At 58.2% G+C, this 14,491-nt stretch carries 14 protein-coding genes; 6 read left to right on the top strand and 8 right to left on the bottom strand.

Annotated features, from left to right (window positions below; all coding sequences use genetic code 11):
* The first annotated feature begins 35 nt into the window (after nucleotides 1-35).
* The 4 genes from leuB to VFQ24_12245 all read left to right on the top strand — a co-directional run bounded on the left by leuB (nucleotide 36) and on the right by VFQ24_12245 (nucleotide 3,609).
* Entirely contained in the window at nucleotides 36-1,151 is a 1,116-nt protein-coding gene (gene leuB, locus VFQ24_12260) for a 3-isopropylmalate dehydrogenase (GenBank protein ID HET9179122.1), read from the top strand.
* 301 nt (nucleotides 1,152-1,452) lie between these two features.
* Nucleotides 1,453-1,875, top strand: coding sequence for a polymer-forming cytoskeletal protein (locus tag VFQ24_12255; GenBank protein HET9179121.1), 423 nt, complete (start codon nucleotides 1,453-1,455; stop codon nucleotides 1,873-1,875).
* 133 nt (nucleotides 1,876-2,008) lie between these two features.
* The gene (locus tag VFQ24_12250) at nucleotides 2,009-2,644 is read left to right on the top strand and encodes a hypothetical protein (GenBank protein HET9179120.1); all 636 of its coding nucleotides are present in this window, start codon (nucleotides 2,009-2,011) and stop codon (nucleotides 2,642-2,644) included.
* Nucleotides 2,645-2,655: 11 nt separating this feature from the next.
* A complete protein-coding gene (locus tag VFQ24_12245; protein HET9179119.1) occupies nucleotides 2,656-3,609 on the top strand; it encodes a hypothetical protein in 954 nt (317 codons plus the stop codon).
* Between the two features lie 31 nt (nucleotides 3,610-3,640).
* Here the strand turns inward: VFQ24_12245 and VFQ24_12240 are convergent, their stop codons facing one another.
* The 4 genes from VFQ24_12240 to VFQ24_12225 all read right to left on the bottom strand — a co-directional run bounded on the left by VFQ24_12240 (nucleotide 3,641) and on the right by VFQ24_12225 (nucleotide 6,112).
* A complete protein-coding gene (locus VFQ24_12240; protein ID HET9179118.1) occupies nucleotides 3,641-4,345 on the bottom strand; it encodes a hypothetical protein in 705 nt (234 codons plus the stop codon).
* Nucleotides 4,346-4,622: 277 nt separating this feature from the next.
* Nucleotides 4,623-4,832: a cold shock domain-containing protein gene (locus VFQ24_12235; GenBank protein ID HET9179117.1), complete on the bottom strand. Its 210-nt coding sequence runs from the start codon at nucleotides 4,830-4,832 to the stop codon at nucleotides 4,623-4,625.
* Nucleotides 4,833-5,044: 212 nt separating this feature from the next.
* Complete coding sequence (locus tag VFQ24_12230) at nucleotides 5,045-5,602, bottom strand: NUDIX hydrolase (protein HET9179116.1); 558 nt, start codon at nucleotides 5,600-5,602, stop codon at nucleotides 5,045-5,047.
* Nucleotides 5,603-5,680: 78 nt separating this feature from the next.
* Nucleotides 5,681-6,112: a hypothetical protein gene (locus VFQ24_12225; GenBank protein ID HET9179115.1), complete on the bottom strand. Its 432-nt coding sequence runs from the start codon at nucleotides 6,110-6,112 to the stop codon at nucleotides 5,681-5,683.
* 247 nt (nucleotides 6,113-6,359) lie between these two features.
* On the opposite strand from VFQ24_12225, the gene VFQ24_12220 reads away from it, so the two are divergent.
* A complete protein-coding gene (locus VFQ24_12220; protein ID HET9179114.1) occupies nucleotides 6,360-7,133 on the top strand; it encodes a LytTR family transcriptional regulator DNA-binding domain-containing protein in 774 nt (257 codons plus the stop codon).
* Nucleotides 7,134-7,155: 22 nt separating this feature from the next.
* On the opposite strand, the gene cobA is transcribed toward VFQ24_12220, so the two are convergent.
* The 4 genes from cobA to ccsA all read right to left on the bottom strand — a co-directional run bounded on the left by cobA (nucleotide 7,156) and on the right by ccsA (nucleotide 11,962).
* Nucleotides 7,156-8,718 carry a uroporphyrinogen-III C-methyltransferase gene (gene cobA / locus VFQ24_12215; protein ID HET9179113.1) on the bottom strand — a complete coding sequence of 521 codons (1,563 nt, stop codon included), beginning with the start codon at nucleotides 8,716-8,718 and terminating at the stop codon, nucleotides 7,156-7,158.
* 55 nt (nucleotides 8,719-8,773) lie between these two features.
* The gene (hemC, locus tag VFQ24_12210; protein ID HET9179112.1) at nucleotides 8,774-9,694 is read right to left on the bottom strand and encodes a hydroxymethylbilane synthase; all 921 of its coding nucleotides are present in this window, start codon (nucleotides 9,692-9,694) and stop codon (nucleotides 8,774-8,776) included.
* Nucleotides 9,695-9,796: 102 nt separating this feature from the next.
* A complete protein-coding gene (gene hemA, locus VFQ24_12205) occupies nucleotides 9,797-11,062 on the bottom strand; it encodes a glutamyl-tRNA reductase (GenBank protein ID HET9179111.1) in 1,266 nt (421 codons plus the stop codon).
* A gap of 69 nt (nucleotides 11,063-11,131) precedes the next feature.
* The gene (ccsA, locus tag VFQ24_12200; protein HET9179110.1) at nucleotides 11,132-11,962 is read right to left on the bottom strand and encodes a cytochrome c biogenesis protein CcsA; all 831 of its coding nucleotides are present in this window, start codon (nucleotides 11,960-11,962) and stop codon (nucleotides 11,132-11,134) included.
* Between the two features lie 283 nt (nucleotides 11,963-12,245).
* On the opposite strand from ccsA, the gene pgm reads away from it, so the two are divergent.
* Complete coding sequence (gene pgm / locus VFQ24_12195) at nucleotides 12,246-13,910, top strand: phosphoglucomutase (alpha-D-glucose-1,6-bisphosphate-dependent) (protein ID HET9179109.1); 1,665 nt, start codon at nucleotides 12,246-12,248, stop codon at nucleotides 13,908-13,910.
* Nucleotides 13,911-14,491: the final 581 nt, after the last annotated feature.

The following is a 14,491-nucleotide window of genomic DNA, read 5'->3' as shown; positions in this document are numbered from 1 at the left end:
TTTAATGCTTGTTCGTGTAAGATGCCCGTTATCAAATGCATGCCATATTCAAAATAGCCGTCTTGCCAGGCGATGGAATCGGACCGGAGGTAACCGAAGAGGCCCTCAAAGTCCTACGGGCGGTCGAGGGTGTGATCGGGCCCAAGTTCCGTTTTCAGACCGGATTGATTGGCGGCTGCGCAATTGACGCTACCGCTGTTCCACTTCCGCCGGAAACCATATCGATATGCAACAATGCCCAAGCCGTTCTTCTGGGCGCGGTGGGCGGGCCTCGATGGGATTCCCGGCGCCCGGACAGCCGCCCTGAGGCCGGACTTTTGCAGTTGCGGCAAAGACTCCGTGTTTTTGCGAACCTGCGGCCGGCGCGGGTTATTGATGCCCTGGTGGGCGTCTCGGCTCTCAAGCCTGCCGTCGTGCGCGGCACTGATCTGGTCATCGTTCGCGAATTGATGGGCGGAATTTATTTTGGCAATCCGCGCGGCATTTTTTCCAAAAATGGCGAGCGGATGGGCGTAAATACGGAAATTTATCGTGAGCACGAGGTTGAGAGAGTGGCCCACCGGGCCTTCCAGCTTGCGCGCCTGCGGCGGCGCAAAGTGACTTCGGTTGACAAGGCCAACGTTCTGGAGAGTTCGCGGCTATGGCGGGACGTGGTCATGCGGGTGGGTCAGTCCTATCCCGACGTCGAACTCAATCACCTCTACGTTGACAACTGCGCCATGCAGTTGATCGCCAAACCAACCAGCTTTGACGTCATCCTTACCAACAATATTTTCGGCGACCTTTTGAGTGACGAGGCTGCGATGCTGACGGGCTCGATTGGCTTACTGCCGTCGGCCAGCCTGGGAGAGCGATGTGGCCTGTATGAACCGGTACACGGGTCTGCGCCCGATATCGCCGGGAAAAAGCGCGCCAACCCCGTTGCAGCGATTGCATCCGTAGCGCTCATGTTGCGCTACTCCTTCCGAATGGAACGCCCCGCCGCGGCCATCGAGGCGGCCATAGAAAAGGTCCTGAGGAGCGGCGCGCGGACGCCAGACCTGCCGGGCCGCAAGCGCCCGATCTCAACCTCCCGCATGGGCAACCTGATTGCCGCTGAAACAACGAAGCTTCTTGCCTCCTCGCGCTTCCGCCCTGAAGAGAAGGTCTGAAACCGCTTTGATTTATTACCGGCACGGGACCCAAGTGGTTGACAACAATGTAGAACCCTGCACGCCACTGCCCGGCGGGACAGGCGGACCGGCGAGCCGGCGACGAAGACCATTGCAATCTTATTGGCTTTCGAGTTAATATTCAGTGCGGTCGGGGGGTGGCAGGCGGTTTTTTCGCCACAATCACGATGGCAGGAGCACATTTATGTGGTGGGAGAAGGACAAAAAGTCGCAACCCGATGTCCCATTGACACAGCCGACCGTTCCCGCAAACTCTAATTCTCCGAAGGTGGAAACCTCTATGCCTGAAAGTATTCGAAGAGATTCGAGCGGAAGTTCCCAGAGTCCGGTACAGGCCTCAATTGGCCGATCAATCGTCGTGAAAGGAGAACTGTCTGCAAACGAAGACCTTGTGGTTGACGGACAGTTCGAAGGGACTGTCAATCTGCAGGATCATTGCCTGACGGTAGGAGCCAACGGCAAAGTGAAGGCCGAGATCCTGGCCCGGCAGGTGGTCATTTACGGGGTCGTGAATGGAAACGTGAGCGCGCGTGAAAAGGTTGAAGTGCGGCGGACTGGCAATGTTACCGGAGACCTGAGGTCGGCCAGCGTCTCAATTGAAGAAGGAGCTTACTTCAAGGGCAGCATTGATATTCTCCGTGACGCAAAGCCGGAGGACCGCAAGCCTGTCCCGGTGTCTGCCGCATCCAAGGCTGGGAGCTAGCCGGGACGAGCGCTGCTTCAATTTCACACGCGGCGTGCAGGCCGCGCGCCAGACGGGCCAGTCCGCGCCGCCGCCAGCCGTCCGTCTGGCCGGCAAACCGAAATTTGATTGCGGGCTGCATAAGAGTTCGCCGATGTTTGGAGTAAAAATGCAGGAGGCTTCCCAGAAAAAGCCTCCCTCAGGTCAGGGTTCGGTCGTTTCCAGCCAGGCCCTTCGGTGGATCTGGAACTACCTGCAGGATGTTGAAAACCCTCATGTGCTCGACTGCGGCATCGTCTCGTCTGCTACCATCAACATCCTGATTGAGCGGCAAGCCAAAGTTTACGTGGCGGACCTGATCGCCCCTTTACAGCGCGGTGATCGTGCCTTCTGGCGGCAGGAAGACAAGCAAGCAGTATTCTGTACTGACGAACTTCTCCAACGATTACCTGCAATTCCTCCAGAGTCTCTCCAGTTAATCTGCTGCTGGCACCTGCTGGATGTTGTTCCGCGAGACAATTTGCCTCAAGTGGTCCGGTTTTTTCTCTCGCTCGTTGCGCCGGGAGGAATTTTCTTCTGCTTCCTCCGCGAACCCAACCTCGCCCAGGGCAAAGACGGGAGATGGTGGTTTGAGACCCTCACTACGCTCGGGGAGAAAGGCGAGGGCGCCGGTGCGTTTCCCTATCCGCCGCTGTCCAACCGTGAAATTGAAAAACTGGCCGGCGGCAGCGGACTGAAGACATTTCTCACCCGTTCACACCGCCGGGAAGTTGTAGTCCTGAAATCGTAATTGAGGTTTGAATGAAATTAGCGAAAATTCCAATTTTTTTGGCATCGATAGCCCTGGTGTTTGCTGCTGCGCCCTTATCCGGGCAGGACCTGGTTGCAAAGGCGCTCAGCAGTTTTCCCACCGACACCATCCGGCTGGAATTCTCAAGCCCCGCGACGCTGCGTAAGCTTCCCAATTACGCGAGTTTGCGTGAACATTACCTGGGCCCGCGTCTCAAGGAACTCGAGGATTCCATGGCTGAACTCGGCGTGAAGGAAAGCGACGTCGATCAACTCGTTTTAGGCTGGAACGGCGCTGGTTCAGACCTGAATCTTTATGGGTTTGTGGGAGGAACTTTCCGTTCCTCAGTGCTCGACGCGCGGGCGACTGAAAGAAGCCTTCCTCCGCAGCAGATCGGAGGCAAGACCGGCTATTGCCTTGGCGCGGGGCTGGAGACCCAATGCGTTGTCGTCATCAGCCCCACCGAAGGCGCCTTTGGGACCCTCGCTACTCTCAGCCAGATTATGCAATCTCTCAACGTAGGGGGTGATTCGATTGGGTCGAACGACAGCTTCGCCCGAGCGGTGAAGCAGGAGCAGACCGACGCTCCCATCTGGGGGGTCGCTGTCGAATCCGCTGTGGCCTCCTGGTTTAAAGGCTGGATGCCCAGGCAGAGTGCGGTTGACATGGACTGGGCCAAGGTATTCCAGGGTGTCGATGCTCTGGGATACAAGGTCCAGACCGGCAGCAACATCCAATTGGACCTGGCAATGTTCTGCAAGTCAGAGGACTACGCAGGAAGTCTGAGGCAGGTGCTGGAAGGATTGAAACTGGCCCAGCAGATTGCCTGGCAGAATCAGTACCCCAGCAAGTCGAATCCTTTCCAAAAGATGGAGCTATCGCAGACGGGCAGCCAGATCGGCATCAATATCGTGGCGAATTATGGAGACATCGGGGGAGCCGGGTCGCCGCCCCTTTCCCAATGAAGGCGTCGCGAAAAGAAGTTTTGAGGTCTTCTTACACCAGACCCGGAACTGTTAACGAACTAAGGAGCCGAATGCTGCAACCCGTCATGGGAGGCACATTCACGTTACTTCCCCGCCTGATTAAAAATTCGTAGCTCAAAAATGCCGCAGCGCTGGCAGGGGCGGCCACGGTCAGGGCGGTCGAGCCCGCGAATGCCAGCTTGGCCGCCGTAAGTCCGCCGACACCGACTGCGCCGGTGAGGAAGTTCCTCCAGGAAGCTCGCCTGTGCCCGCGAACGTGCCCTTCTGCGTCGAGAGTTCCCATCAGGTCCTTGCGGCTGTCGAGGTGGGTGATGATCGCCGTAACAGCGACCATGTGGCCGTCAGGCAGCGTCACATGGTCAAAGCGAAAGGCGATTTCGCCATTGTGCCTCATCCAACTCGGCCGATGGATTGAAGTGATGTGCCCGTCGAACAATGTTCCCTTGGGCAGGGCCACCTCGCCGTTGATGTACACCGGCTCCGTCATTTCAGCCGAGACCGGGTCATTAACATGGCTGACCAGCGTGTGCATTCCTGAGATAAGCCGCGCTTTCACCAGTGTCTCCGCCGGAATCGTCAACGCGGACGTACTTCCTGCGGTGACATCTGCGCGGTTTAATGCCACCACGCGGTGGGCCAATACTTTTCTACCTGCTGCGGAGCACAAAGACGCCGTCAGCACGAGCACCCCTAAAACGGCAACTACTCGTCGCATTGATTTTCCTCCTAATGCGTGTAGAGTTGTGCGTGCTTTGGGCCCAAGAACTTTATTCTTCGCCCGTCTCAAATCGCTGCCCAATGACTCTTTCCTGTCATCAATAGATTCGCTTGGGAACCTTAACCTTCCCGCATGACCTCAAATTGTAAGGCAGTTTTCCGAATTCGTTTTCAAGAACTTGTAAAGACAGTGTAAAAACACGTGCGGCCCAGCGAGCCCCACAAGAACAACTCTGCAAATGATATTCCCGACCCAAGGGAAAGGCCCGTCTATTCTATCCCACTTTGGTCACCTTGTCTGCCTGTGGTCCTTTCTGGCCCTGAACAATCTCAAATTCGACAGAATCCCCTTCCTGAAGGGCCTTGTACCCGTCGCCCTCGATCGCCGAATAATGGACAAATACGTCGGCCCCCTCTTCCTGACCAATAAATCCGTAGCCTTTGCTGTTATTAAACCACTTAACCTTGCCTTGAAGTCGTGCCACTGCCGTCCCTCCTTAATCGTCGAGCGTTAGTGGCCGCGATATTCCGGGAGGGTAAAAAAACAAAAGGCCAGGAACCGCCCTTGGCTCCCAGCCCAGTCTCAACAATAATATCCCGATGCGACCACCGCACAAACTCCCTGGCGCTAAAGTATATAGTTAGGAATCGGCTTGTCAAGAGAATATTGACTTTTAAGTAGAGGTCACAAAGAGTACTAGCGATTGCGGTTAGCCTTTGCGACACGCCCCCTCCAGCGGTCCCAGAGCAGCCCCACAAGCGTTTTACCATCGGCGATCCTGTTCTCGCGCAGAAGCTTATCAAGCTGGATTTTCGAAAATTCGGCCACCTCGATCCGCTCGTCGTCTTCCGGGCTGGCTTCGACGAGCGTTAAATCCCGGGCTTCCACAAGGTGCATCTGTTCGGTCAAAAATCCCGGGCTTGGATAAAACGAGAAGAGCCGCTTCAGGGAACCGGCGCGGTACCCCGTTTCTTCCTGCAGTTCACGCCTCGCCGCGCGGGTGACGCTCTCGCCGGGATCCATGGACCCAGCGACCAGCTCCCACAGATGTCTCTGCGTCGCGTAGCGAAATTGCCGGACCATGACAATGTTCCCGTTCGTAAGCCTTGGAATGATGACGACCGAACCGTGATGCTCCACGATTTCGCGGGTCACTTCGACCCCGCCGGGTTCGACGACGCGGTCGAGCTTAAGCCGAACGATCCGTCCATTGTAAAGGCGCTTGCTGCTCAGAACTCGAACACCGGATTTCATACCGAGAACAGTATCCTCCATCATCCGACGCAGTTATCTCCCAGCGACAATCGCTCGAGGGGGACGCAGCCGTGCTGGTCAGGCGGAGATCGCAAACTTCTCGATGACAGACTTTGCGCCCTTCGTGTCCTTGGCAGCCTTCAGAGTGTCGCGGGCCTGTTCCATCGCATTTTTGAGCTTGGAATACTTCTCGATCTTGCCTTTGGCCGCGGCAACCTGTGGCTGAGTGGCTGCGGGGTCCTTGGCTGCCTTGTCCAGGCAATCCATCAGGCTGTTAACAATTCCCAGTGCGAGCGTGAGCCGGGAGAGGCAGCTCTGCTGGTGGTAATCCTTTGTGAAATCTGAAAGGCTTTCTTTTTTTACCGTTCCGACCAGATCGCCAATGCTTTGGACATAGCTTTGGACCATCCCTTCGTCGTCGCTACAGATTTGTGCGTGGAGCGAATGGAGGACCGGCAGCCCGAACAAAAGAAGTCCCGTAAGGATAAGTGGTAGGATCCGGCGTTTCATAGCCGCTCCTTTCTAAGACAGGAAGACGTGCGTTGTTGGCCGGCTCCGCCTGGAGCCGAGAGGGCCTGTTTCGGGCACATGTTAACATAATTGAGAGGCCAGGGAAGGGAATTCCTGTCCTGGGCGGCGAGGGGTGAAGACCCGGCTGGGAAGAGTGCCGGGAGCACTGAGTTTCCGGCAGGCTGGTATACTGTCTCTCGCATGGACCCATCGGGTCTGGATTCAGAAACCAACGGGAAGGTCCGCGATGAAAATTTCCGCGCTCATCGTAGATGATGAGCAGCCCGCAAGGGACGAACTGGCTTACCTGCTCAGGAATGTTCCGGAGGTTGAAATTGTGGGGCAGGGCAACAATGGCGTGGAAGCGGTGGGCCTGGTCCGCGAACTGGGTCCTGACCTTGTATTTCTGGACGTCCAGATGCCCGGCCTGGACGGCTTTGGCGTCATCAAGAAGCTGCTCGACCGGAATGCGCATCTGCCTTACTTTGTTTTTGTCACCGCCTATGACCACTATGCCGTGCGGGCATTCGAGGTCAACGCCGTTGACTATCTCCTGAAACCCATCGAGCGACACCGGCTTGACAAGGCCTTGCAGCGGGTGAGAGGAATGGTGGAGGCGTCTGAAGCTGCATCCCAGAAGCTTGACCGCCTGGTGCAGATGATCGAAGAGCGTCCTGGCGCGCAGTCCAGCAAGCTTGTTGTCAAGAGCGGAAACCGCATGGTGCTTGTGGACGCTTCCGACATCATTTATGCAACCATCGATGACGGCGTGATCAGAATTGTGACCAAAGACCTGGACGGCCAGTCGAATTTCCGCACTGTGGAAGAACTGCAAAATAATCTGGACCCCAACACGTTCTGGCGGGTCCATCGCTCCTACCTTGTCAACGTAAACCGGATTAAAGAAGTCGTTCCCTGGTTCAAAAGTTCATATCAACTGAAGATGCAAGACCGCCAGGAAACGGAAATTCCGGTCAGCCGCGCGCAAACGCGGAAGCTTCGGGAACTGTTGAACCTCTGAAGGATCCCGCCTGCACTTCGGGTCAATACTTGTCTCGCCGGTCCCCTTCTGAGGCATGGGCTGGAGCTTCTTTCGAAGCTTGGCGGAAATAGATTTGCAACGCCTCGATGAGGCCGTCGATCGTCGAGTCCGCAGCTTCCATCGAAACCTCCAGGCCGTGCTGGCGCACGGTCTCCGAAGTGATGGGGCCTATGGACGCGATGGCCGTGCGTTCCAGGATTGTGCGAAGGCCGGCGTTCTCGATGAGACCCACAAAGTTAATCACCGTGGACGAGCTCGTAAAAGTAATCGCATCCGGCACAGGAGTGAGGAGACGCTCAAGTTCACCCGCTGGGAAATCAGGCCGCACCGTTTCATAGGCTTCAACAACCTCCACGCGGGCGCCGCGCCCCTCGAGCGAGCGTGGCAGAATGTCGCGCGCCACTTTTGCCCGCGGAATCAGGAACCGCTTCCCGCGAATCTCGTCTCGACTCAGGCGCTCGATCAGCCCTTCTGCCCTGTATTCCTCCGGCAGAAAATCAGCTCGGATTCCTGTGGCCGCAAGTTCAGCCGAGGTGCCGGGCCCGATTGCGCCGATCACCAGTCCTTTCAAGTCGCGCAGATCACGGCCACATGCGATGAGGCGGCCGAGAAATTTCCTGACGCCGTTGGCTGAAGTGAAGAGGAGATAGTCGAATTCTTCCAGACGGCCAATGGCTTCGTCGAGCGGCTGCCAGGATTGCGGATCGCGGACCTCGATGGCCGGGACCTCGACGGCTTCAGCTCCCAGGTTTTCGAGCGCCCTTCGGAGGGCCTCGGATTGTCCTTGCGCCCGCGTGGTCACAATACGCCTTCCGAAAAGCGGCAGGCGCTCAAACCAATTCAATTCCTCGCGCAGCGCGGCAACATTTCCCACCACGATGATGGCCGGCGCTTCGATGCCGCCAACCCTCGCGGCGATATCAGCCAGACTGCCGGTAACGGTTTGTTGCGTGGCGCGCGTTCCCCAGAAAATAACCGCGGCGGGAGTGCCCGGGTCCTTTCCTCCTTTGATCAGGGCCGCGCTGATTTCGGGCAGATTCCGGACTCCCATGAAAAGGACGAGAGTGTCCGCTCCGGCTGCGAGTTTTGCCCATTCGACACTGTTGGACGGCTTGGACGGATCTTCATGGCCGGTCACGAAAGTGACGCTCGATGACAGGTCGCGGTGGGTCAAGGGGATCCCCGCATAAGCCGGAACTGCATAGCCCGACGTAATGCCCGGCACAATTTCAAAACGGATGCCCGCCTTCGCCAGGGCCTGCGCCTCTTCGCCGCCGCGTCCGAAAATGAACGGATCTCCGCCTTTCAGCCGGACGACAACTTTTCCTTGCGCCGCCCTGTTCACCAGCAACTCGTTGATGGCCTCCTGCGAGGAACTCTTGTGGCCCGGCCGTTTGCCCACGCAGATCTTCTCGCACTCCGGCGGCGCGTATCGCAGCAGGTCCTCGTTGGCGAGAAAGTCGTAGATAATGACATCAGCGCGTTCAAGGGCCGCCTTGCCCTTGAGCGTCAGCAGACCGGTGTCGCCCGGCCCGGCGCCGACAAGATATACCTTTCCGCCCATATCAACTCATCAGGCACAGACGTGCTCGCGTTATTGGCGCGGCCCCGGTCACACTCTATTTTGGGTCCGGCCCTGGATGGCTTAGCAGTTCGCGCGCACCCTTTCCAATGAGATCCTTTGCCACATGCTCGCCCAGTTCTTCCGGATTGTCCGGCCCACCCGTGGCCGTTGCCCGGACCACCTGCCTGCCGGCAGGGTCTGCCACCACGCCGGTCAGGTGTAATTTGCCTGACAGGTGTTTTGCATACGCGGCGATGGGAAGCAAGCATCCGCCTCCCAGCGCCTTGAGCATGACCCGTTCCGCGCGGACGGCCTGGTGAGTGGCTGGATGGTCGAGCTCCGCAACCGCCTCTTTCACCGCCGCGTTCTGCGTCCGGATTTCGATGGCGAGCGCTCCCTGTCCGACGGCCGGGCAAATTTCATCTTCCCGGAAGCAGCTTGTGATGCGCGAAGCAAACCCCAGGCGCTTTAAGCCGGCGGCGGCCAGCACCAGGGCTTCGCAGTCGCCTCGCTCCAGTTTTTGCAACCGTGTGTCCACATTGCCTCGCATCGGGACAACGTCAAGGTCAGGACGCAAGGCCAGCAGTTGGGACTGCCGTCGCAGGCTGCTGGTGGCAATGCGCGCGCCGGCTGGAAGGTCCTCGAAAAGCAAGCCGCCTTTGGAGACCAGGGCGTCGCGCGGGTCCTCGCGTTCCGGGACCGCTGCCACGCCAAGGCCTTGGGGCAGGTCCGTCGGAAGGTCTTTCATGCTGTGGACGGCAAGGTCCACCTGCCCGGCCACGAGCGCCTCTTCAATTTCCTTGATGAACAGCCCTTTGGTCCCCGAGGCGGCAAGCACCGCATTCGGCAGCTTGTCACCACTGGTCTTGATGATTTCGATTTTGACCTCGTGGCCGTCGGACTCCAGGCGCTCCTTCACCCAGTTTGCCTGCCACAGAGCGAGTGAGCTTCCGCGCGAACCGATGATAATCTTCATGAAATCGTCAATCAACTTAAGATGTACCGCGGGATTGCAGAACGATCATTCAAAGTTGAAAAGCTGCGACCTGATGCTGATGACGCCCAGCGGCGCAGTGCGTCATTCAGAAACGCCGAACATCTTGCGGACTAGTGATACCAGCGAACTCTGTTCCGGGCGGCCGACGCCGCTCTTGAGTTCAGTAATCGGGCCATGCAGGATCTTGTTCAGGATGCCGTGCGTCAGCGCATCGATGGCCTCGCGCTGCTGGGGCGTCAGGTCACCCAGCCGGCCGCGGTAGCGCTCCACTTCATTTTCGCGAATGGCTTCAAGCCTCTGCTCCAGCGCCACGATCGTAGGGACAACTTCCCGCGAGGCGAGGCGCCGCATGGCTTTCTGCACTTCCTGCTGAATGATTTCCTCCGCCCAGATGGCTTCCCGTTCCCGCTGCTTCTTGTTGGACTCGACCACCTGGCCGAGATCGTCAATATCGTACACGAACGCGTTGTCAAGTTCGTTAACCGCCGGATCGACGTTGCGCGGCACCGAAATGTCCACAAAAAACATCGGCCGGTTCTTCCGCGCCGCAAGCCAGCGTTCGGCGTGGTGACGGTGGATGACGTAGTGCGGGGCGGCGGTCGAGCAGATGACGATATCGGCTTTTTCAACGTGGTCCAGCATCTGCTCGATGCGGATTGCGGTGCCGTGAAATGCTTCTGCCAGTTCAACCGCCCGCTCATAGGTGCGATTGGCCACCAGAATGGCGCCCGCGCCGCTCCGAATAAGGTTCCTGGCGGCAATTTCACTCATTTTGCCTGCGCCGAGCACCAGGATGGTTTTGCCTGTCAGGTCGCCGAAGATCTTCCGCGCCAGTTCAACGGCCGCGTAGGAGACAGAAACGGCCGATTCGCCGATGGCGGTGTTTCGCCGCACTTTGCGCGCCACGGCCAGGGCCTGCAGGCTGATCTCATTCAGAGCGCCGTTCAATGCTCCCGCCTGGCGCGCCGAGGTGTAGGCCTGCTTCAACTGCCCAAGGATTTGCGGCTCGCCCACGATCATCGAATCCAGGCTTGATGCCACGCGAAAAAGGTGTTCGACGGCCCCCTGCTGGCGATGCTGATAGAAGTGGTTTTCGTAGAGCGCCAGGTTGCATTGATGGTGGTCGGCGAGGAAATTGCGAATGATGGGTATCGGCGCAACGCCATCCCGGGCATTGGCAGCCACTTCCACTCGATTGCAGGTAGAGAGAATCAGGCCCTCTTCAATGCCTTCCCGCCGCACGAGATCGGCGACGGCTTCCTGAAGCCGCGATTCCGGAATGCTCATCCGTTCGCGGATTTCCACGGGCGCCGTCCGATGGTTGATTCCCACAAGAGCGAGATTCATTTTCCCTTCACTTCACCCATCCACATCATCTTCCCGTCAACGCCCCGGCAGTAGGTGATCTGCATCGCATTACGGGGCGCCGCCCAGGCGCGGCAGGTAGCCGTGCCAGCCGCTCACAAAGCTGATGCCCACAAACGTCACCATGATGGCCGCGAAGCCCAGAATGGCCACATAGGCGGAGGCCCGTCCGGGCCAGGTACCGCTCAATCGCACGGAAAACAGAAATAGATAGATGAGCCAGGTGATCAGCGCCGCCAGTATCTTGGGATCAAGTTCCCAGGCGCCGTGCCACGTCCGCGCCGCCCAGACGAACCCTGTCAGGATTCCAATCGTCAGGAAGGGAAGTCCGAACTTGAGCGACCGAAAGTAGAGCTGGTCGCATACTTCGAGCGACGGCAGCCAGTAATAGGTTTGCCGGGGGTTTTTGGATTTCAACTGGCTTTCCTGGACGAGGAACATGACAGCCGCGATGAAGGTAAGAAAAAAACCCACGTAGCCCAGCATGATGCAACTGATGTGGACCATTAACCAGCCGCTGCGGAAGGCCGTGGACTGGAACGTCGGCCCTGGCCGGAGCGCCGAGAACAGGGTCAAAACAAAAACCAGCGGCAGCATGAAAATACCCAGGACGTTGATTCGATAACGCAAATAGGCCAGAAAAAAAGCGAGCGTCACCAGAAAGGCGAAGAACGAAAGGGCGCTCTGCACGTCAATGACCGGAAGGCGATGCAGGTCAATCGCTCTGGCAATGAGCGACGAGGCGTGCAGCGCCAGGCCCGCGCCAAGAGCTGCCAACGCCGCGGAGGGCAGCGACGGCCGGCGCCGTATGACGGAAGGCGCCGTCAGCACAATCCCCACGAAATAGAGGACCAGCGCCAGCCACAATAAGACGGAATACATAGGCTCCTCTGAAAGGCTCTAAATCTCATTATTATAGCACCCGCAGCCGCGTGCCTGGACGGCGCCGCCGGTACCGAAGGGGTGACTCAGTTTGAGCCCTGCACGATCGCCCAGCCTCGGCCAAAAGCACGGCCAAGAGTGGCCGTGCCACAGCGCCGCCCGCCGAATCCGCGCTTCCCAGGGTGATACAATGTTTCTTTCGCGAATCCGCTCAGGAAATTGTTGCGCGCTCGAGGCGTCTTCTCGCCGGTTGGTCATTTGACAATCTGACGGAGGAAAAACCATGGCGCATCCCCTGGCTGGCAAGCCGGCCGAACCTTCCATGCTGGTGAATGTTCCGCGGCTGATCACGGCCTATTATGCCGGGCGGCCTGACCCATCCGTACCGGCAGAGAGGGTGGCCTTTGGAACTTCCGGGCACCGCGGCACGTCCCTTTCCAACTCCTTCAATGAGGCGCACATCCTGGCCATCAGCCAGGCCATCTGCGGCTACCGCCGCGAGCAGAAAATCAGCGGACCGCTCTTCCTGGCCAAAGATACCCACGCGCTCTCGGAGCCTGCTTACGCCACGGCCCTCGAAGTCCTGGCGGCCAATGAGATTGACGTGATGATCGACCGCGACGATGGCTATACGCCCACGCCGGTGCTCTCGCGCGCCATCCTCACCTATAATGCCCAGCCGAAGACGGAGCGCGCCGACGGGATCGTGATTACGCCTTCGCACAATCCTCCCGAAGACGGCGGCTTCAAATACAACCCTCCGGACGGCGGCCCGGCCGATACCACCATCACAAGCTGGATTGCCGCTCGGGCAAATGCTTTGCTGGCTGGCGGGCTTGGCGAGGTCCGCAGAATTCCATTGGCACGAGCTCTGAAGTCTCGAAGCATCCACAGACATGACTATGCAACGGCCTACATTGACGACTTGAATGCTGTGGTTGACCTCGAGGCCATTCGCGGCGCGGAACTCGACATCGGCGTCGATCCCCTGGGCGGAGCAGGTGTGGCCTATTGGGACCGCATCAGCGATCGGTACAACATGCCTCTTACTGTGGTTAATAAACTGGTTGATCCCACCTTCCGTTTTATGACGCTCGACTGGGACGGCCAGATTCGCATGGACTGTTCGTCGCCCTACGCGATGGCGGCACTGATCTCGCTGAAAGACCGTTTTGACGTGGCTTTTGCCTGCGACACGGACCACGACCGCCACGGCATCGTTACGCGCAGCGCGGGCTTGATGAACCCCAACCATTACCTGGCGGCGGCGATTTCCTATCTGTTCCAGAACCGCCCGGAATGGCAGCCCCGGGCCAGCGTGGGCAAGACGCTGGTGAGCAGCGGCATGATCGATCGCGTGGCGGCCAAATTGGGCCGCAAGCTGGTCGAGGTCCCGGTCGGCTTCAAATGGTTCGTCGAGGGGCTGCTGGACGGTTCGCTGGGATTTGGCGGCGAGGAGAGCGCCGGAGCGTCATTCCTGCGGCGCGATGGCATCGTCTGGACCACCGACAAAGATGGCATCATCATGGGCCTGCTGGCGGCCGAGATGACCGCGGTGACGGGCCGCGATCCCGGCGAACTTTATGCTGAACTGACAGCCGAATTCGGCTCGCCCGCCTACCAGCGCATCGATGTTCCCGCCACCGCTGAGCAGAAGGCGGTCCTGAAAGGACTCACGCCCGAGCAGGTGAAAACTTCGTCGCTGGCCGGGGAAAAGATTGAAGCGATGCTCACCACCGCTCCCGGCAATGGCCAGCCCATCGGCGGACTGAAAGTGGTAACCGCAAACGGCTGGTTCGCCGCCCGGCCCTCCGGCACGGAAGACGTTTACAAAGTCTACGCCGAAAGTTTTATCGGCGAAGACCATCTGCACAAAATCCAGGAAGAGGCCCGGCAGATTATCTCCCGAGTGTTTGCCGAGGCAGGAGCGAAAAGCGCCTCAGGGTAGGCGGAAACTAGCCCTTTTGCTCCTGAATTTAGCCCGAGCATGTAGCCTGGGCGGCATTTTCTGCTGTCGTGTGTTTTCAGCGACATCGGTAGCTTCGTTTTCCGGTTCGTTCCGGTTCGTTTTTTCCACAGGAACGTATTTTCAATAACTTCTCCGCTTTGTTTTCCGGTTCGTCCCGGTTTGTTTTTGGGTTCAGATTTTTTGTTTTCAGAAGCTTCTCCGGTTTGTTTTTCAAAATAACACCTTTTTCTGTCCCATTTTCCCCAAAAAGCCAGGAAACTAGCCTTTTCGCCCCCGGATGGATCGTACTGTCTAACGGTTGTCATTTTGCCTGGCGCACCGGTCCTAGCGCCCAACGGCAAGACTACTACACTAGGCCAGAGTTGTCAAGTAAAATCGCGCGCGATGATTGTTTCAGGGGATCGAAGCTCCCTGGCTGGGAAGGCCTGGCAAAGGTCGGAGCTAACAGAGTCTGTGTGGCAACTCCATCTTGACACCTGGTTATAATGCGGGTGAGAGGAGATCCGCAGATGAAATTTTTTGATTACAATCCCGATCAAGCTTACCTGCTGCCGCCCTCG

The sequence above is a fragment of the Terriglobia bacterium genome (assembly GCA_035712365.1).
GTDB lineage: Bacteria > Acidobacteriota > Terriglobia > UBA7540 > UBA7540 > SCRD01.
Note: the sequence above shows the minus strand (reverse complement) of the source record. Positions and strands in the feature narration are given on the sequence as shown.

Excerpts from the sequence above, each read along its gene's own strand:
- leuB (HET9179122.1), top strand. The coding sequence starts at position 36 with ATGCATGCCATATTCAAAATAGCCGTCTTGCCAGGCGATGGAATCGGA.
- VFQ24_12255 (HET9179121.1), top strand. The coding sequence starts at position 1,453 with ATGCCTGAAAGTATTCGAAGAGATTCGAGCGGAAGTTCCCAGAGTCCG.
- VFQ24_12250 (HET9179120.1), top strand. The coding sequence starts at position 2,009 with ATGTTTGGAGTAAAAATGCAGGAGGCTTCCCAGAAAAAGCCTCCCTCA.
- VFQ24_12245 (HET9179119.1), top strand. The coding sequence starts at position 2,656 with ATGAAATTAGCGAAAATTCCAATTTTTTTGGCATCGATAGCCCTGGTG.
- VFQ24_12240 (HET9179118.1), bottom strand. The coding sequence starts at position 4,345 with ATGCGACGAGTAGTTGCCGTTTTAGGGGTGCTCGTGCTGACGGCGTCT.
- VFQ24_12230 (HET9179116.1), bottom strand. The coding sequence starts at position 5,602 with ATGAAATCCGGTGTTCGAGTTCTGAGCAGCAAGCGCCTTTACAATGGA.
- VFQ24_12225 (HET9179115.1), bottom strand. The coding sequence starts at position 6,112 with ATGAAACGCCGGATCCTACCACTTATCCTTACGGGACTTCTTTTGTTC.
- VFQ24_12220 (HET9179114.1), top strand. The coding sequence starts at position 6,360 with ATGAAAATTTCCGCGCTCATCGTAGATGATGAGCAGCCCGCAAGGGAC.
- cobA (HET9179113.1), bottom strand. The coding sequence starts at position 8,718 with ATGGGCGGAAAGGTATATCTTGTCGGCGCCGGGCCGGGCGACACCGGT.
- hemC (HET9179112.1), bottom strand. The coding sequence starts at position 9,694 with ATGAAGATTATCATCGGTTCGCGCGGAAGCTCACTCGCTCTGTGGCAG.
- hemA (HET9179111.1), bottom strand. The coding sequence starts at position 11,062 with ATGAATCTCGCTCTTGTGGGAATCAACCATCGGACGGCGCCCGTGGAA.
- ccsA (HET9179110.1), bottom strand. The coding sequence starts at position 11,962 with ATGTATTCCGTCTTATTGTGGCTGGCGCTGGTCCTCTATTTCGTGGGG.
- pgm (HET9179109.1), top strand. The coding sequence starts at position 12,246 with ATGGCGCATCCCCTGGCTGGCAAGCCGGCCGAACCTTCCATGCTGGTG.